The following is a 17,491-nucleotide window of genomic DNA, read 5'->3' as shown; positions in this document are numbered from 1 at the left end:
TGGACATCTGTGGCCGTCGCGCTCACTGGCGGCTATCTATTGTTGGTGATCTGGCCGTTGGTGATGGTGCTGATCAACAGTTTTGCCGGCGGCGGTGAGTTTTCACTTGCCGGGTTTGAGAAATTTTTCTCCTCCCGATTGTACTATGGGACACTGACTAACAGCATTCTTGTCACTGTTTGCGTCACAGTGCTGGCGCTGGTGGTGGCATTTCCGTTGGCATATTTTATGACGATGTTCCGTATCGGCGGTAGTCGCTCCATACAGATGCTGATCCTCGCCTCGATGATGTCCCCACCCTTCATCGGGGCATACTCGTGGATCCTGTTGCTGGGCAATAACGGGATGATCACCAAATTTATCGAAGACACACTGGGTTTCAAACCGCCAAGTATCTACGGTTTCGCCGGGATCGTTCTGGTGCTGACCCTGCAGTTGGTGCCACTGATATTCACCTATCTCATGGGCGCATGGCGTACGATTGATGTCTCCCTTCTGGAAGCGTCCGAAAGCATGGGTATCACTGGTTGGCGCCGTGCCGTCCAGGTGATCTCTCCCCTGCTGTGGCCCACTGTACTTGCAGGGAGCCTGCTGGTGTTTGTTCGCGCCTTCGCTGACTTCGGTACACCGATGCTTATTGGTCAGGGCTTCCGCACGGTGCCAGTCCTCATCTATAGTTCTTTTGTGGGTGAAGTGAGTATCGACAAGAGCTTTGCAGCCGCAGTATCGGTGATTGTCATCGCGGTCACCCTGGCCGTTTTTCTGCTGCAGAGATATCTTGTCAGCCGTCGGACCTTCTCGATGACGGCGTTGCGCTCTATCGAGCCTCGTCGTTTGCCGGGATGGCGAGGCGTGGCTGTGCATATTTATGTGTACGGCTTCCTGACGCTTGCTTTGGCGCCGCTCGTTGTCGTTGTCTTTAGTTCCTTTAGAAAGACGCTATATGGCCAGCTGGTCGATGGATTTTCCCTCGATAGCTATGTGGATTCCCAGCGCGACATCCTCCGCTATGTCGGCAACACTTTTGGGATTGGAATTACCGCGCTGATCATCCTGGTGGTCATTGCCGTGCTCGTCGCCTACCTCACTGTTCGACGCAAGGGAGCGCTCAGCGGCACGCTCGACACCATGACCATGGTGCCATACGTCGTACCCGGTCTTGTGATAGGCATCGCCCTGGTGACGGCGTTCAGTCAGGGGCCGTTCATGCTCACCGGGACGTTTGCAATCATGGTGATTGCGCTGGCGATCCGGCGCCTGCCATACTCGGTGCGTTCCACTACAGCGCTGATGTATCAACTCAATCCCAGCATCGAAGAAGCCGCCACCAGCCTCGGGGCGTCGAAATTTCGAACGCTGGTGCGGATTATCATTCCGGCGCTGGCACCTGGAATTTTGTCCGGCGCGATCTTGAGCTGGGTCACCATCATTACCGAACTGAGCACCACGCTGTTCCTCTACAACACGTCAACGCAAACATTGTCGCTGGGAATCTATGCAGAAGTAATCCGCGGTCAACTCGGGACTGCTGCGGCACTGTCGACCGTGCTGCTGGTACTCACCATGCTATCGCTCATATTGCTGATGAAGCTACCGGGAGGTCAAAAAGAACTACGGGTTTGAGAGGATCGACCTTCCTGAACATCACTAGGGAACTCAACAAGATTGAGGATGCCGGCGGCGTGAAGGCCCAGAACGACTTCCGGAACCGGTGCCGACACAGAGAAATTGGGCCCAATTCACTATTGGTCTGATCAGTCTCCAAGTGGTTCGAGCTCGGTTCCCTTGCGATGTGACAGGACGTTATATTTAACGCGGCGCAACGTCTCGAGGGCCGAGGCGCCGAGCCTGTATCCGGTCGCAACGGAAATCAGATCGATAATGGCGAGAAAAGCAAAGCGCGAAGCGGTTGGTTTCATCGTGTCGGGGAATTCGGGAATGGCGACTGTCAGTCGAACATTGCACTCTTGGGACAACTCGGTGTTGGGTGCGGTGATGCAAATGGTTTTGGCGCGATAGTGCTTGGCGAGCGTTACCGCCTCGACCACTTCGCGCGAGCGCCCGGTTGCGGATATAGCAATCACCACATCGTTGGGTTTGAGCGTCGAGGCAATCATGCGCATGACATAGGGGTCGGAATGGGCCGAGACCATGACACCATAGCGGAACAGGCGGTTCTGGGTTTCCTGCGCCAGCGCTGATGAACTGCCCCCCAGTCCGAATACGGCCACTTGATGGGCTGTTGCAATGAGGTCCGAAGCGCGCACCACTTCGGCAGGGTCCACTTGTCGTTCCACCGCATTGAGCGCATTGCGCGCCTCTCCGAAGACGGTGTTCCAGAGGGGAGAGCCGTTCTCGGTCGGTTCGGGCGGCTGACTGGCCGCCAGATAAATTCGGCCCACAACGACGCTCTGGGCCAGCTTTACCTTGAAATCGCGGACACCGTCGCACCCGATTGCGCGGCAGAAGCGGGTGACCGTCGGTTCGCTAACATCGGCTCGTAACGCGATCTCGGCGTTGGAAGCGGCGACACAGAAGGCAACATCGGCGAGAACAATATCGGCGACACGCCGCTCCGCTGGTCGCAACTCAGCATAATTGTCTCTGATTTGTGAAATAATGTCCGGAATAGGCGCATGCACAATATCACGGCCTGTGCTTCCAGGCTTGCTCATGTACCCGCTCGTCAAAGGCTGCTCAGGTGATTTGTCTACCATATTTGGTTCCAATCCTCCCTCAGATGGTGCCCGTTCCATGGGGTCAAAGTTGTCTTGAGAGCCAATAATGTAGGAAACTTACATCACAAACAAGTGCGAATATTGCAAGGTACTAAGAGATTTTAGGAGGATGCTACACTTTTTTAGGCGCTGGCTTGACTCATGAGGTAGGATAGTTACAGACTGCCATTCGACGGTTGAATAAGGTCCGTCTCAACTTTGAACGACACGCGGGGGACAATGGTCGAGCAGATGTCGGATGGTGTGAAACTGAGGGTGCGACAGGCGTCGAAGATTTACCCGACCGCCTCTGGCGACTTGCTGGCCATTGACCGATGTGATCTCGATGTACGGGCTGGCGAGATTGTTTCCATCGTGGGGCCGTCGGGCAGTGGCAAGACGACCCTGTTGTGGACAATGTCAGGGTTGCACAGCCTGAGTTCGGGCGAGGTTCAGCTCGATGGCAAGCCGATCACAGCGCCCAGTCGGGATATCGGCATGGTGTTCCAGGATGCCAATCTGCTGCCCTGGCGTAACGTGCAGGCCAACATCGCCTTTCCTTTCGAAATCATGGGGCAACAGCCTGACAAGGCCTGGATTGCCCAACTTATGCATCGCGTGGGTCTGGAGGGCTTTGAAAACCGCATGCCGCGAGAACTTTCGGGTGGCATGCAGCAGCGCGTGGCGCTGGTCCGGGCGCTTTCGTTCAAGCCCTCGGTGCTGTTGATGGACGAGCCATTTGGAGCGCTTGACGCGTTTACGCGCGAGGAAATGAACCACCTCGTCGAAGAAATTTATCTCGATACCCGCACCACGATCCTGCTCATCACCCATTCAATCGAGGAGGCGATCTTCCTGGCGGACCGGGTGATTGTGATGAGTGCGCGACCCGGGCGGATCGCCAGCGAACATCTCGTGCCGTTCGCGCGGCCGCGCTCGATGGAAATCATGTCCACCAAGGAAGTTTTCGATCTCACCAACATCATAAAAAAGGAGATCGTCGGCGACCAAAAGAGCATGGCGGGCAGACCCCGTTCCACGGCCAGGGCCGCCGGCTAGGAATGCAACATGGAAAGCACTGACGCCATCCCCCAATTTTCCAAATCCGATGCAGGCAGCGGTGGCGTGGGTGTCGCCAACATGTCCGCGCTTGCGGCGGGGCCAGGCATCCAGTCAGTGCGCGACGTCGCCATTATCGTAATAGTGGCAGTGATTGTCGTAGGGGGGCTGGAATTGCTGCTCAACCTCTTTTCCGTCCCACAATATGTGATGCCCAAACCAAGCGAGATTGCCTACGCGTTGGTCACCGATTTCTGGTTCATCCTGCCCCATCTCGGCCATACGCTGGTGGAGCTGTCGTCGGGCTTTACCATCGGCGCACTGGTGGGGCTCATTCTTGCAGCCGTGATAACCCAGTTTCCATTCGCTGAAAAAATCATCGCACCTTACATTCTGATGCTGGTGACGACGCCAATGCTGGCTCTGGTTCCATTGCTGATCCTGCGCTTCGGTTTCGGCTACACGCCCCGGATCATCGCCGTTGCACTGGCGGCTGGGCCGATGGTGATGATCAACGCTGCAACAGGTTTTCGCCGGGTTGATAGCGGCAAGATCGCGCTCGCCCGTTCGTACGGCGCCTCGACACTGCAGATTTTCTGGAAAATCCGGGCCCCCATGGCGCTGCCAATGATCTTTGTTGGACTTATGGTCGGCTCGATTTTTGGCCTTCTGACGGCTGTCGGTGCCGAAATGGTTGGCGGCGGCTTTGGTCTTGGCAATCGTCTCACCTCCTATTCTTCAATGATCCAGATGCCGCAGTTCTTCGCTGTGGTGCTGATCCTCTCAATCCTGGGTATCCTTATTTACGTGCTCTTTTTCCTGCTTGGGAAGAAGTTTGCGAGTTGGGAGACCTGAGGCAAAGGCCTGCCGCCGAACGGCAGGAAGGGACTACGAATCGACCATCAACAGGGGAATAACATGGACAGATTTTCGCTGCTCGGCGGCCTGAACCGCCGCACCTTTCTGCAAGTTTCCGCCGCTGGCGTTGTTACCGCCACCGCGCTGGGAGGCGTAGGCCGCGCCCAGGCGGAGCCGTACTCGAAATTCACCTGGATTTCGCCGCGTGGCACGCTCGAGGTGCTTGACGATTTCGGCTATTGGATCGGCAAGAAGATGGGCTATTTCGACGATCTGGGTGTCGAGGCCGAAATGCAGCCCGGCCCGTCGGACGGCACGGCAACAGTCAAGTTCGTCGATGTCGGTCAAGCCGACATGGGCTTTCCATCTCCGGGCATTTTCTCTTTCGCCCTCGAAAACGGCATGAAACTCAAGTCTGCCTACCATTGGGGCGCGCTTGATACATTCAGCCTCGCCTTCCGTAAGGGCGAAGGCACCAATGACCTTAAGACCCTTGAAGGCAAGACTATTCTTCTCGGTTCTGCGGCCTGGCAGTCTATTGTTGACCCCATGCTAGCGGTTCATGGCGTCGACATAACCAAGATCAAATATGTCGAAGCCGGTTGGCCCACCTGGGGCACAGCGCTGGCCGCAGGGCAGGGCGATGCTGCCCTTGCATGGGAGGGCCTGCGTGCAGAGTGGATCGGCTCAGGCCTCGACTTCGAGTACTGGCTGGGCGTGCAGCGTTCGCCGCTTTTCGCCAATACCTATGTCGTTCGGGCCGAAGACCTTGAAGACCCGGACAAGAAGGACTTTCTGGCCAGATACCTGCGCGCCTGGTCAATGGGTCTCGAATTCGCCACCCATAATCCCATGGCTGCGGTTGATGCCGTGTTCGAGCAATTCCCATCGCTGGCTTCCAATATCGGGCCGGAACTGGGTGCAACCTCGATCCTGCAACAGATCAACGTTGTGCGCGGCGACATGTCCAAGCGCAAGGGCTGGGGCGACCACGACATGGCCGCCTGGCAGACATTCTTTGACGAGATCTACAAGCTCGAGCAGATCAGCAATCCGATCAAGGCCGAGGACGTCTGCACCAACGAATTGATCGGGCCGGCAAACGAGTTTGACCACGACAAGGTCAAAGCTGATGCCGCTGCCTATGAGCTGCCTGCCGAACTGGCGGCTGTCGACATCGAGGCGGTGCGGTCTCACCTGTTTGATCAGGCTGTTTCCTGACATCAAAACTGCCGCGGGCGGCTTGGCCGCCCGCGATCAATCGCAATTCAAATGGGGAGGGCGGCATGCCCAACAAGGTTAGGGTTCTCGTCGTCGGTCTTGGCAACATGGGTAAGTCTCATGCAAGCGCCTATCACCGCAATGACGGCTTTGAGATCGTGGGGTTGATGAGCCGTTCGATCAAGGGCAAACAGATCCCTGACGAATTATCAGGCTATCCGCTGTTTGAGGATTTTGACGCAGCTCTGGCCGAAACCAGGCCTGACGCGGTGTCGATCAATTCATGGCCAAACAGCCATGCCGATTATGCGATCAAGGCAATCAACGCTGGCGCCCATGTGTTCATGGAAAAGCCGTTGGCGACCAACATCGCCGATGCCGAAGCGGTGGTAAAGCTGGCCCACGAGAAGAACAAAAAGCTCGTGCTTGGCTACATTCTTCGCGTCCACCCCAGTTGGATCAAATTCATTGAATTGGGCCGCACACTGGGCAAGCCATTGGTCATGCGCCTCAATCTCAATCAGCAGAGCAATGGCCCGGCATGGGCCTGGCACAAGAACCTCATCGACTCGCTGATACCGATTGTTGATTGCGGCGTGCACTATGTTGACGTGATGTGCCAACTGACGGGCGCCAAGCCGGTGCGGGTTCATGGCATCGGCGCCAAATTATGGGAAGAGGCAGACAAGCCAAACTACGGGCACCTGCACGTGACCTTCGATGATGGTTCAGTCGGGTGGTATGAAGCGGGCTGGGGACCGATGATGAGCGAGGTCGCCTATTTCGTGAAGGACGTTGTCGGCCCAAAGGGAGCTGTTTCCATTGTCCCGGCGCCAACGGATGGCAAAGACCAGTTGCACGAAATATCGGACTCCGCCGACATAGATCAACACACCAAGACGGACGCCATTCGCTACCACCACGCAGAAGTCGGGCCCGATAAGAATTTCGTCAAAGGCGATGAGCTTTTCACCATGTCGGACGAGCCCGGTCACCAGGATCTTTGCGATCGCGAGCAGGCGTTTTTCCTGAAATCTATCCTTGAGGACATAGACTTGACCGAACAGATGGATGCTGCGGTCAACAGCCTGCGCATCGTGCTGGCGGCAGAGCAAAGCATCAATGAAGGGCGTACAATTGATTTGACCTGACGCCCCTTTTTTCAATTTTGGCGCAGTCTGCTCAAGCGGCCAGTCACGCTGAACGACGCACAGGGAGAATCGCGATGACTGAATCAGGAGCGGACAAGATCTTCGACGTCGTCCTTCGTGGCGGCCACGTCATAGACGAACGGAACGGTGTTGACGAAGTGTGCGATGTCGCCATCAGCGGCGGCAAAATTGCAGCGGTCGGCCGCGACCTACCGACAGCAGGCGCGCAGGTCGAAAACCTTGGCGGCCACGTCGTTGCGCCCGGACTGATAGACATTCACACCCACGTCTATCACAAGGCGACCTCGCTTAGCGTCGATCCGGGCATGATCGCGCGCCGTTCTGCCGTGACAACGCTGGTTGATGCTGGCAGTGCGGGCGCGGGCAATTACGACGGTTTCCGTGACTATATCATGGCCCACTCACCCTACCGCATATTGGCTTTCCTCAACGTTTCGTTTCCCGGCATTTTTGGCTTCGACAAGGGCGTGTCAATTGGCGAAGCGACTTTGCGCGAAATGCTGCCAGTGGACCGCTGCGTCGCCAAGATCGAGGCCAATCGGGATCGCATAATTGGCGTCAAAGTGCGTATTGGTGGACCCGTGACCGGCAAGCTTGGCCTGGGCGCATTGGAACTTGCTCTCGAAGCCGCCGACGCGGTCGGCTTACCGCTGATGACACATATCGGCGGGCCGCCGCCCAGCTACGCCGATGTGGTGTCCATGCTGCGGCCAGGCGATATCCTGACCCATTGTTATCGCCCCGATCCCAACTCTGCCTTGGACGGCAATGGTCAAATCCTTCCCCAGGTTCGGGCCGCGCGCGAGCGTGGTGTCCTGTTCGACATTGCCCACGGCATGGGCGCATTTGGTTATGCCACCGCCGAATCGGCCCTCGCAGCCGATTTTCCGCCTGACCTTATTTCTAGCGATGTGCATGTTATTGCCGTTGAAGGCCCCGGCTTTGATCTGCTGCACACCATGAGCAAGTTGCTCAACTGTGGCCTGTCGTTACAAGTCGTCATCGGCATGTCGACCAACCGGCCGGCCCTTGCCATTCGCCGCCCCGAACTCGGCAATCTCGGCATAGGCGCCACTGCGGACATCACTGTTCTGCGCCAGATGGACACAAATTACGTGTTTGAGGATGTTGTGGGCACAAGGCGCCAGGGTTCGACATTACTCCAGCCCGAACAGGTTTATCTGGCCGGTAAGCGCATGGAGATATCGCGCCGTCCGTTCGAAGAACCGTTCATTCTCGGTGGTCACCACCACCACGATTGACGCCGTCGGGAACGGCCGCTTAAAGCCGAACGACAGCGCCGGTGCGCGCCGATTCCTCAGCCGCCAGTGTCGCCGCCAGTGCCGCCGCTGCATCTTGCGGCCTGCCGATCGTCGGTGTGGTGCCGGTCAATGCACAGTTTGTGAAATAGCCAAATTCGTCTCGCAACGCCCCGCCCCGAACACCCTCGAACATTGGCCAGTAGGTGATGTCGGGCGAATGCAGCCGGTCGGCATCGACGATCCCCAGATTGGGAAAAGTGTCCTGAATATGGATGATGCCTTCGGTGCCGATGATTGACATCCGCTCATCAATATCGAACGGCGTCTTTTCGGGCATGCACCAGACCGTTTCCAGCGTCGCCGTGGCGCCGCCGGTGAACCGGTACATTGTCTGTCCAATGTCCGGGTATTTGAGGCCGCGCACATCAACAGTCTGCGCATAGACCGACACGATCCGATCACCTGTCAGCCAAAGCATGATGTCGGTATCGTGGATGGCGTCACCAACAATCGGGCCAATCTTGTTGAGGATAGTCGGTGTCCAGGCCGCAGGGATATTGCGGCGCGAGCTCATGGCGACGATTTTGCCGATCCGCCCGGCTTCGATAGCCTGCTTGGCGGCGCGATACCGCGGATTGAACCGCACAATATGGCCGATGAACAAGATGCCCTTGGCACCCTTAGATGCTGCTACAATCTTCTGCGCGTCTTCAACCGTTGACGCTATGGGCTTTTCCAGAAACACATGCTTGCCCGCTTTAAGCGCCGCAATCGCGGGTTCGGTGTGCTGGTCCCACATGGTGCAGATCGATACCGCGTCGATGTCCGGGTCGGCCAGCATATCGTTGTAATCCCGGTAGCGTTTGGCCACGCCGAACCTGTCGGCCATGGTCGCCAGGCGATCCTCGGTGCGTGTGCACAGGGCTGCCAGTTCCAGGTTCGGCAGGCCGATGATGGTTTCACAGTGGATTTCACCGAACCAGCCAAGGCCGATGACGCCGATGCGCAGTTTGTCCATTCCCTGTCCTTTCAAAACTCTTCCAGCGTTATTTCTCGCGCCATCACGATGTTGCCCGCCATCAACCCACAGTCGACAGGAATGGCAGCACCCGTAACCGCGCTAGCAGCGTCCGAGGCAAGAAAGGCAATGACCCGGGCCACCTCGTCGGGTTCAACGATGCGGCCCAAGGGGTACCAGCGCTCCAGCCTCTTGAGGACGTCGGGATTCTTGACTTTGCGCGCATCCCAGAGGGGCGTTCGCACCGTGCCCGGCAGAACGATATTGGCGCGGATACTGTAGCGTCCATATTCCATGGCCAGCGCCTTGGTCATGGCGATCATTCCAGCTTTTGCTGCGCTATAGGCGGGATCCCCCAGTGCATGCAGGCCATTGACCGAACCGACATTGACGATGGCACCTCCCCGGCGCTCGACCATCTGAGGTAAAACGGCATGGGCGCAATTATAGGCGCCGTTAAGATTGGCGGCGATGTCTTCTTCCCACCCCGCCGGGTCAGTCGACGCGACGGTTGGATGGCGCGATAGCCCTGCGTTATTGATCAAAATATGAACGTCGCCGAATGCTGTCATCGCCGCCCGCACCGCGTCCGGTTTCGCGATGTCCGCCACAGCGGCCTGGATAGCGATCCCATCGTCTTTCAAAGATTTCGCGAATGCCAACACTGCTTCACTGCGATCAAGCGCCCCGATCGTGGCTCCCTGTTGGCCAAAGAAGCGGCACAGCCCCTGTCCGATACCTCCGGCCGCGCCAGTTATGGCAATGGTTTTTCCGGCAAAATCGGCGCTCATGCGATGTCCTTGAAGGCTTCGCCAATCCAGGCCAGATTCCGCCGCCGCAAATGGCCCCAATTGTAAAAGGCGAGTTCGTCAACGCCCCCCGCCCGAAGTGCGGCGACGGCATCGAGGAATTCGGCTTTGCTGGCAAGGTCTGGATGGGATGGACGCAGTATCGCGCGCACCGTACCACTGCCGCGCAACCGACGCCTGATGTCGAAAAGATCAGCCGCGACGCGTTCAGCGCTTGGTTCATAAAAGCATGCTTCGATAATGCCGGTTGCGTCGGCCAGCGCTTTGAGATCGCTGCCCTCATACCACGCGCCCCCCGTCGGCCGCGCCACCGACGGTATCACCGCAACGGTTGCATCGGCGCGAACTGCCGCGCGTATCTCCGTCGCGAGCGACGTCACAATTGCATTGCGATAGTCGAGCAGGCGGCGCAGGTCGCCATTGGCCACGATGTCGGCGCGCCAGAAGGCCTCCGCCATATCGGCCGGAAAATCCAAGTCGCTATCAAGATAGTGTGCGACGTCGCCTGCAACCTGCGCCTTGAGCCGTCGGGCATCAATGCCTGCTTGCTCGGCCCCCGCCAAACAATGCTCACAAAAACACAATCCCAGCATGTTCTCGAGCCATGGATTGGTTTGCAATAGTGCGAATTCGTGATGATAGCCATGCGAATAAGGCGTAAAACCCGGCGCCTCAAGGGATATCCCTGCCACCGGATAATTCTCCGTCACGTCCTTGGCAAGGCCGACGGCATAGGCGCGCGATTCGGGTGCCGATGGGCACAAACTGTAATAGTATGGGTCGCCAAAAGCGTTGCGGACCACGGCATCAGGATGGGCCATGCCCAATCTTGTGTTGTGCAACAACACCAGCCACACGTTGATCTGCATATCTCCGGCATTGGTCAGGACACGCAGGATATCGGTCTGCCCGAGCATGCCGTTGACCACCGGCTTGATCGCGCCATATCGGGCTGGATCGGCGTTGAAATAGACCGTGCCATCCTCGGGAAAGTATACCTTTCCAGCCTTTCCATGCGGCCGCAGGAACTTGCCGGCGTGGTAGCTGCCCGCAATCGTGATGGTGTCGAGCCCTAGCCCTTTGAATTCGGCAATAGCTTCGGGCACGCCGACTTCAGCCAGATCCCATGCATAGGTGTAGATTGCCTTGTAGCTCAATTGTCGAACCACCCTTCCTTGAGATAGCGCATATACTCAAAGATCGCTCCGTACTTGCGCACGAAGGCCACTTCCAGAAAATCGCCAACGATGAATGGCGGAATAAGGATTTCAACTCCGGGTTCAGCCAAATGCACCGCCAAGTCATCCACGCGATAAGCTACATGCGGATTATCGCGGACAGCGGCTGGTACGGTGCTGTCGGGTGCATAGCGCAAAAACTCGATATGCTCGGGATGATCCCTGGGATTGGTGACCCAGATCCGACTTTGCTCAACCCAGTTTTCCTGCGGTTGCGGTTCCGTGGTGGTAATCCCCACATGATCGAACACAAAGGCAGACATGGCGTACCTCCAAAACAGCAATCCGCTTGGACTGCATAACCGAGCCGGAGCATTTTTGAAATCATGTTACACATTCTCACGACTCGCAAGGGGCAATCGGCCAAGCCTGCCCACAGAGCCAAATTTACAGAAACCCTGCGGCATTTTCGAGCAAGACGCCATGCGCGTCCCACGACACTTTCAAGATCCGTTGCTGTTACAGAAGATTTCTGTAATTATATTTCATCATCAATGGAGAGGGTGTATGATCAATAAACCGACGGTCGAACGGGCCCTTCCCGACGCCGCGATTGATGTAATTTCGCGCATGCAGCGGGCAGAGGACCTGCTGTCACCCGCTGAAACTCGGGTCGCCGCCGCTGTTCGTCAGGACTACGACGCCGCAATGCGATTGACGATTGCCGAACTAGCCTCGCGCGCCGGCGTAAGCCAACCCACCGTCACCCGATTTGCGCGCTCATTGGGATGTGCCTCGTTCAACGATTTCAAGATCAGTCTCGCGACCACATTAGCCGTGGCCTCCGCCTACCTCAATTCAGACCGGGTTTTCGAAGACGACGTTGGTCAACTCGCCAAGAGGGTTATGCAGCGTGCCGCCAATGCCGTGCGCGATTGTCTCGAACAACTCGACACAGTGGCAGTCGGTCAAGCGATAAACGCTATGGCCGCGGCGCGACGCATAGATATTTATGGTCAAGGGGGTGGGTCGGCCGTTATGGCAGAGGATAGCAAACTTCGCCTGTTTCGGCTGGGTATCCCTGTTGCTGCATACACGGACGGGCATCAACAACGCATGTCGGCAGCGACGTTGCAGCCGGGCGATGTCGTGTTCGCCATTTCCAACAGCGGCCGCTCCAAGGCAGTCGTTGAGGCGGCGAAGATCGCGGCCTCCTTTGGGGCTACGACCATCGGGCTGACGCGACCCGATACGCCATTGGCCAGCGCTGTCGCCATCACCATACCTATCGTCATCGCCGAGGACGATGACGTGCTGGCGCCCACACCGTCGCGCTACGCACACATGGCTGTCATAGATACGCTCGCTACCGGCGTCGCCAACCGTCTTGGCGAGCACGGACGACAAGCGCTGCGCCGGGTGCGCTACACGCTGTCGACAATCGGCATTGCCATTCCTACTCCCTCCACTGATCCCGCCCTGGTAATGGATGCAATGGGGGATCGCGAATAAACAGGAACGAGACTTCTAGAAGTCGATGGTGACCTGCCACCGGAGCCCGAAACGCGAACCTGAAACGGCAACGAGGCTCAAGCGGCGACAAACCAGATGCTCAACTCCTTGGCGCCTGTTCCAGACGCAAGGGGTATAGAGATGGATTTTGTGCCGAGTAGGTTACGTTGATAGGGTGCCCCACTGCGCTATAAGCGACCTGTTCGACCATTAGCAGTGCGGCTGGTGCCTTTAGAACAAGGAGTTGGCATTCATCAGGCGTGGCCAGACGTGCACTCAACATCGTCTGTCCCTGGGCGGGTACAATACCGTAGCGAGTGGTCAGTTCATCGTACAGCGAGCGGTTCTCCAAATTCCAGTTAAGGGTCAGCAAATCAGGTGCCAGTTCGACCGGCACCCAGTCCCGGCTAATCATCACGGGGACATCGTCCAGAAGTCTGAGCCGGTGCAGCAGCATAGCTGGTTGAGCAGCACCAAGTTCGAGCAAGAGCGCAACGGGCGCCGGGGGTGTTGTGGTTTCGGCGGATAGTAGCACGCTGCCTGGCTTTTTACCGTGCGAGCGCGCCGTTTCGGTGAAGCTGCGGAGCAGTTCGATTTCGAACCCGGCATTGGACCGCCCAGTCGCATAGAAGCCCTTACCCGGCTGACTTTGCAGATATCCTTCCATCACCAGTTCCCGCATTGCCTGCCGGACGGTTATCCGGCTGACGCGGAAGCTGTTGGTGAGTTCGCGTTCGGAAGCGAGCTTGGTGTTGGGCGGAATTTTGCCGCTGCGCAATGCCTCAAGCAGGTGATGCTTCACCTGTTTGTACAGAGGCTCCGGATCATCACGCCGCAATGTGCTCATTGTGCCTTTTTTCGTTTGCCAGATACTGTTCTCAAGGACGCTCATACCGCCAAACTGCCCGCTGGCATAGCCGCGTCCGCTGCCCTTTCCCATCTGAAGTCTACTGCGATACCCTCTTTTCAATCCTAGTATAACTGGTTATAACCAGATTGGAAACGAGTTGCTGGGAGGATCTCGTGAAACTTACCTTGATTGGAGGCGGTGGTGTCAGGGCGCCGCTGTTTGTGCAATCAGCGTTGCGGCGGGCCCAAAAAATCGGCCTGAACGAAATCTGCCTGATGGATACCGATCAGGCACAGCTCGACACATTCGGTAGTCTTTGTCGCCACTTGGCGCGCCGCGGCGGTTCACCGGTCACCATATCCACAACCACCGACGTGAATGTGGCCCTTCAAGGCGCTCAATTCGTCGTCACGACAATTCGTCCCGGCGGCATTGATGGACGCATCACTGATGAGGATATCGCGTTAAAGCACGGCGTGCTCGGTCAGGAAACCACTGGAGCCGGTGGATTTGCAATGGCTCTGCGCTCGATTCCGGTCATTTTGCAATATGCCGAAATAATGGCTCAAATCTGCCCCGACGCCTGGTTATTGAACTTTACCAATCCTGCGGGCCTTGTCACCCAAGCATTGAGGAATGCGGGTTATTCACACAGTGTCGGCATTTGCGATAGCGCCAATGGTGCCCAAAATGCGGTAGCGGCGTGGTTCGGTGTCGATCCACAGTCTGTCGCCGCCGATCTGTTTGGACTTAATCACCTGTCGTTCTCGCGCACTGTCATGATTGAAGGTCGAAATGTACTTTCCGAACTCCTGGCAAATGACGACTTCCTCAACACGTCGAGCCTCAATGTCTTTGAGCCTGATGTTGTGCGTATCCATAATATGTGGATCAACGAATATCTCTACTACTACTATTATGCCGACAAGGCTCTCACGGCGCAGCGGTCAGGCGGCGCGCGCGGACGGGAAATCAAGGCTCTTAACGCCGAGTTGGACCAGCAGCTGGCGGCGATCGACCTCGAATCGGACCCTGATGGTGCCTTGCAGGTATATTTCAACTACGAGAACCGACGTAGCGGGTCATATATGAAAAGTGCCTGGCAGGACCGCTCGAACTTGGCGGCGCACGCGGCAAAAGCCGAACCCGACGGAGAGGGCTATGCCGGGGTGGCGCTTGACATTATCGCCGCGCTATCCGGTGGACCGGAATTCTACACCGGCCTGAACGTGCCCAACGGCGACACCATCACCGATCTGAGGCCGGACGATGTGGTGGAGGTTATGTGCCGCATCGACCGCAATGGCATTCACCCGAAGCCTGTCGGCACCATGCCGGAGGGCCAGTCCTGTCTCGTACAAAGCGTCAAACGCTACGAACGACTGACCGTAGAGGCGGTTGCCACCCGCAGCCGCACGCTCGCCGTTGAGGCGCTGGTTGCTCATCCGTTGGTGCAAACCTATTCACGCGCCAAGCTCTTGGTTGCAGATTATCTCGATGCCCATTCCGCTTACACCAAGGGATGGAGTTGAGTGATGCAGATTGGCTCGCACAATTGCGACGTTCTTATTGCTGGCGAATATTACTGCGATCTGCTTTTCGCAGGTCTGGATGGCGTTCCGCAGCTCGGCACCGAAAAATTCGCATCTAGTCTGATGATTGCGCCGGGCGGCACTTACAACATGGCGCTGGGGCTGACCCGGCTTGGCGTGGATACGCGATGGGTCTGCGATTTCGGCACGGACATGTTTAGCCAGCACGTGCTTGAACGCGCGAAACTTGACCGGATAGATCCATCCGCATTCACACTGAGGGATCACCCTGTCAGTCGTCTTACAGCGGCGTTCTCGGCGGCAGGGGATCGCGGTTTCATCAGCTATTGCGATCCGCCCGTCATGCCGCCGGATCGCGTCGACGCCTGCCAAATCCGGCCCAAGTGGCTGTTGCAAACCTTTCGGTTTGAGCCAGCATGGCTGGACTTCATCGAAGGGGTGAAATCGGCTGGCGCGAAAGTCTTCGCCGATTGCCGTGGCGGTAGGTTTTCACTCGATACACCGGCCATCCGGACCTTCCTGAAGATGACCGACGTGTTCTCTCCCAACGCTGATGAAGCAAAGATGCTCACCGGCGCCGACACAGCGGAAGACGCAATAAAGATATTGGCGCAATTTACCCCCGTGGTGGCGCTGAAGGACGGCAGGAACGGTGTGCTGCTCTCAGCCAACGGCGAGGTCAGCCGGGTTCAGGGCATTCCTGTCGATGTGGCTGACACCGTTGGTGCCGGCGACGCCTTCAATGCGGGATATTTATATGGTGTCCTGCGCAACCTTTCTCCCGCCCTTGCTGCCGAGGCGGGCAATCTATGCGGCGCCTATTCGGCGACCGTTGCCGGTGGCAGTTCAAGTCCCCAAACAAGGGATCTCATGCTGTTCGCCCAATCCCGCAGCCTGCGGTACGCTCCAGAAATCGCTGACATCCTGACTGCCCAGAGCGTCCGCACAACCCATTCTAACGAGTACAACTATCCAGAGGAGGGATAGGTCAAATGAAAAAGCTACTTTCGTTGAGCCTGGTCAGTGCCTTGATGATGATGGGACCAGCACACGCACAGTCAAATCTGGTGTTTGCGTATTGGGGCGATCCGGCCGAGTTGCCGCCGTTCGAGCAGATTGTCTCGGACTATGAAGCCGCCAATCCCGATGTGCAAATTCAAGTTCAACACGCACCATGGTCGGGATATTTCACCCGGCTCGATGCGCAACTCGCGGCCCATGCCGGACCCGACGTGTTCTTTATCACCAATGTTCCTGCCTATGCCGCGCGCAACCAATTGGAACCGTTGGACGACTACATCACGAAAAGCGACTTCCCAATTGACGAATACAACAAGGGGGCGCTTCAGATTCATTCGCTGAAGGGACAACTGTTTTCGATCCCACGGGATGATGCGCCAGAAGCGCTATATTACAACAAGGACGCATTCGACGCCGCCGGTCTCGCTTATCCAGACGCATCCTGGGATTGGGATGACATGCGCGACGCCGCTGTGAAGCTGACTGAAGCCAACAACGGACGCACGAGCCGTTATGGCCTAGTGATGGAGTCCAATGACTGGCCCACCTGGATCATGCAGAACGGTGGCAATATCTTCGATGATCCAATCACGCCGACAAAATTCATTATGGACGAACCAGCGGCGACCGAGGCGGTGCAGTTTCTTGGCGATCTGATCAACAAGGACAAGGTGATGCCAAGTTTTCAGGAACTTGATCAGAGCGGCGGCACGACGCAAATGTTTGTCAGCGGCCAAGCGGCCATGGCGATCACCAATGCCGCCCGACTGGGCAGTTTTGGCGATGCCAATTTCAATTGGGCGGTGGCACCGCTTCCCCACGGCCGCGACGGCACTCGAGTCAATCGTAGTGGTGGTGCTGGGTTCGGCATGAATGCCTTTTCCGGCAATAAGGACGCCGCATGGAAATTCATGCAGTTTCTCTGCGGAGAGGCAGGCCAGACCATCTTCGCATCAGCCAAGGCGGCGGCTGTACCGGCCATGGTTGGCAATGCCAACGTGCGCGCCGCCTTCCAAGCGCCATTCGGCGACATATTCCTTGATGAAAGCAAAAACGGGCGCAACTACCCGAACTTCCCGGGATATGTGGACATAACCAATCTTTACATTCAGCCTGCTCTTGATCTGGTCTGGAGCGGTGAAGAGGATGCAAAGACTGCTATTTCGTCGATCGAGGAAAATGTCACCAAGCGTCTTGCAGAGAGCAACTAACGCCGTTCCTCCTGTCTGCGCGGTTGCGCTTGCCACCGCGCAGACAATTTC

16 protein-coding genes are annotated in these 17,491 nt (G+C 57.2%); 10 read left to right on the top strand and 6 right to left on the bottom strand.

The annotated features are described in order from the left end of the window. Window positions 1-9: 9 nt before the first annotated feature. The gene (locus tag PSQ90_RS05150; RefSeq protein WP_282212351.1) at window positions 10-1,623 is read left to right on the top strand and encodes an ABC transporter permease; all 1,614 of its coding nucleotides are present in this window, start codon (window positions 10-12) and stop codon (window positions 1,621-1,623) included. Window positions 1,624-1,754: 131 nt separating this feature from the next. Here PSQ90_RS05150 and PSQ90_RS05145 read toward each other — a convergent pair whose 3' ends face one another. Next, window positions 1,755-2,675 (bottom strand): MurR/RpiR family transcriptional regulator, encoded by a 921-nt coding sequence (locus PSQ90_RS05145; protein ID WP_282212350.1) that lies wholly within the window; start codon window positions 2,673-2,675, stop codon window positions 1,755-1,757. Window positions 2,676-2,957: 282 nt separating this feature from the next. Between PSQ90_RS05145 and PSQ90_RS05140 the strand changes: the two genes are divergently transcribed. From PSQ90_RS05140 to PSQ90_RS05120, 5 genes are all read left to right on the top strand, one after another. Beyond that, window positions 2,958-3,776, top strand: coding sequence for an ABC transporter ATP-binding protein (locus PSQ90_RS05140; protein ID WP_282212349.1), 819 nt, complete (start codon window positions 2,958-2,960; stop codon window positions 3,774-3,776). Between the two features lie 9 nt (window positions 3,777-3,785). Next, on the top strand, window positions 3,786-4,631 hold the full coding sequence (locus PSQ90_RS05135; protein ID WP_282212348.1) for an ABC transporter permease: 846 nt from the start codon (window positions 3,786-3,788) through the stop codon (window positions 4,629-4,631). A gap of 63 nt (window positions 4,632-4,694) precedes the next feature. Further along, on the top strand, window positions 4,695-5,855 hold the full coding sequence (locus PSQ90_RS05130) for an ABC transporter substrate-binding protein (protein WP_282212347.1): 1,161 nt from the start codon (window positions 4,695-4,697) through the stop codon (window positions 5,853-5,855). A gap of 65 nt (window positions 5,856-5,920) precedes the next feature. Continuing rightward, entirely contained in the window at window positions 5,921-7,006 is a 1,086-nt protein-coding gene (locus PSQ90_RS05125; protein WP_282212346.1) for a Gfo/Idh/MocA family protein, read from the top strand. Between the two features lie 74 nt (window positions 7,007-7,080). Next, a complete protein-coding gene (locus PSQ90_RS05120; RefSeq protein ID WP_282212345.1) occupies window positions 7,081-8,289 on the top strand; it encodes an amidohydrolase/deacetylase family metallohydrolase in 1,209 nt (402 codons plus the stop codon). A gap of 19 nt (window positions 8,290-8,308) precedes the next feature. Here the strand turns inward: PSQ90_RS05120 and PSQ90_RS05115 are convergent, their stop codons facing one another. Genes PSQ90_RS05115 through PSQ90_RS05100 form a run of 4 tightly spaced genes read right to left on the bottom strand, consistent with a single transcriptional unit; the run spans window position 8,309 to window position 11,617 of the window. Continuing rightward, window positions 8,309-9,307: a Gfo/Idh/MocA family protein gene (locus PSQ90_RS05115; protein ID WP_282212344.1), complete on the bottom strand. Its 999-nt coding sequence runs from the start codon at window positions 9,305-9,307 to the stop codon at window positions 8,309-8,311. A gap of 11 nt (window positions 9,308-9,318) precedes the next feature. Then, complete coding sequence (locus tag PSQ90_RS05110; protein ID WP_282212343.1) at window positions 9,319-10,098, bottom strand: SDR family oxidoreductase; 780 nt, start codon at window positions 10,096-10,098, stop codon at window positions 9,319-9,321. Further along, window positions 10,095-11,273, bottom strand: a complete 1,179-nt coding sequence (locus tag PSQ90_RS05105; protein WP_282212342.1) for a hypothetical protein — start codon at window positions 11,271-11,273, stop codon at window positions 10,095-10,097. The genes PSQ90_RS05110 and PSQ90_RS05105 overlap by 4 nt, the downstream gene beginning before the upstream one ends. After that, the gene (locus PSQ90_RS05100; protein ID WP_282212341.1) at window positions 11,270-11,617 is read right to left on the bottom strand and encodes a hypothetical protein; all 348 of its coding nucleotides are present in this window, start codon (window positions 11,615-11,617) and stop codon (window positions 11,270-11,272) included. Before PSQ90_RS05100 ends, PSQ90_RS05105 begins: the two co-directional genes overlap by 4 nt. A gap of 244 nt (window positions 11,618-11,861) precedes the next feature. Between PSQ90_RS05100 and PSQ90_RS05095 the strand changes: the two genes are divergently transcribed. After that, the gene (locus tag PSQ90_RS05095; protein ID WP_282212340.1) at window positions 11,862-12,806 is read left to right on the top strand and encodes a MurR/RpiR family transcriptional regulator; all 945 of its coding nucleotides are present in this window, start codon (window positions 11,862-11,864) and stop codon (window positions 12,804-12,806) included. Between the two features lie 100 nt (window positions 12,807-12,906). Here the strand turns inward: PSQ90_RS05095 and PSQ90_RS05090 are convergent, their stop codons facing one another. Beyond that, window positions 12,907-13,746, bottom strand: a complete 840-nt coding sequence (locus PSQ90_RS05090; protein WP_282212339.1) for a GntR family transcriptional regulator — start codon at window positions 13,744-13,746, stop codon at window positions 12,907-12,909. Window positions 13,747-13,829: 83 nt separating this feature from the next. On the opposite strand from PSQ90_RS05090, the gene PSQ90_RS05085 reads away from it, so the two are divergent. The 3 genes from PSQ90_RS05085 to PSQ90_RS05075 are packed head-to-tail and all read left to right on the top strand — an operon-like array spanning window position 13,830 to window position 17,440. Beyond that, window positions 13,830-15,188 (top strand): family 4 glycosyl hydrolase, encoded by a 1,359-nt coding sequence (locus PSQ90_RS05085; RefSeq protein WP_282212338.1) that lies wholly within the window; start codon window positions 13,830-13,832, stop codon window positions 15,186-15,188. A gap of 3 nt (window positions 15,189-15,191) precedes the next feature. Further along, complete coding sequence (locus PSQ90_RS05080; protein ID WP_282212337.1) at window positions 15,192-16,196, top strand: carbohydrate kinase family protein; 1,005 nt, start codon at window positions 15,192-15,194, stop codon at window positions 16,194-16,196. 5 nt (window positions 16,197-16,201) lie between these two features. After that, a complete protein-coding gene (locus PSQ90_RS05075) occupies window positions 16,202-17,440 on the top strand; it encodes an ABC transporter substrate-binding protein (protein ID WP_282212336.1) in 1,239 nt (412 codons plus the stop codon). Window positions 17,441-17,491: the final 51 nt, after the last annotated feature.

It is taken from the genome of Devosia rhodophyticola, assembly GCF_028816475.1.
GTDB classification, from domain to species: Bacteria; Pseudomonadota; Alphaproteobacteria; order Rhizobiales; family Devosiaceae; genus Devosia; species Devosia rhodophyticola.
The sequence above is the reverse complement of the archived record's forward strand: the minus strand, read 5'-3'. Positions and strand labels throughout refer to the sequence as shown.

Coding starts and splice junctions, on each gene's coding strand:
- PSQ90_RS05130 (WP_282212347.1), top strand. CDS start 4,695: ATGGACAGATTTTCGCTGCTCGGCGGCCTGAACCGCCGCACCTTTCTG.
- PSQ90_RS05100 (WP_282212341.1), bottom strand. CDS start 11,617: ATGTCTGCCTTTGTGTTCGATCATGTGGGGATTACCACCACGGAACCG.
- PSQ90_RS05115 (WP_282212344.1), bottom strand. CDS start 9,307: ATGGACAAACTGCGCATCGGCGTCATCGGCCTTGGCTGGTTCGGTGAA.
- PSQ90_RS05090 (WP_282212339.1), bottom strand. CDS start 13,746: ATGGGAAAGGGCAGCGGACGCGGCTATGCCAGCGGGCAGTTTGGCGGT.
- PSQ90_RS05140 (WP_282212349.1), top strand. CDS start 2,958: ATGGTCGAGCAGATGTCGGATGGTGTGAAACTGAGGGTGCGACAGGCG.
- PSQ90_RS05125 (WP_282212346.1), top strand. CDS start 5,921: ATGCCCAACAAGGTTAGGGTTCTCGTCGTCGGTCTTGGCAACATGGGT.
- PSQ90_RS05110 (WP_282212343.1), bottom strand. CDS start 10,098: ATGAGCGCCGATTTTGCCGGAAAAACCATTGCCATAACTGGCGCGGCC.
- PSQ90_RS05080 (WP_282212337.1), top strand. CDS start 15,192: ATGCAGATTGGCTCGCACAATTGCGACGTTCTTATTGCTGGCGAATAT.
- PSQ90_RS05120 (WP_282212345.1), top strand. CDS start 7,081: ATGACTGAATCAGGAGCGGACAAGATCTTCGACGTCGTCCTTCGTGGC.
- PSQ90_RS05135 (WP_282212348.1), top strand. CDS start 3,786: ATGGAAAGCACTGACGCCATCCCCCAATTTTCCAAATCCGATGCAGGC.
- PSQ90_RS05075 (WP_282212336.1), top strand. CDS start 16,202: ATGAAAAAGCTACTTTCGTTGAGCCTGGTCAGTGCCTTGATGATGATG.
- PSQ90_RS05145 (WP_282212350.1), bottom strand. CDS start 2,675: ATGAGCAAGCCTGGAAGCACAGGCCGTGATATTGTGCATGCGCCTATT.
- PSQ90_RS05095 (WP_282212340.1), top strand. CDS start 11,862: ATGATCAATAAACCGACGGTCGAACGGGCCCTTCCCGACGCCGCGATT.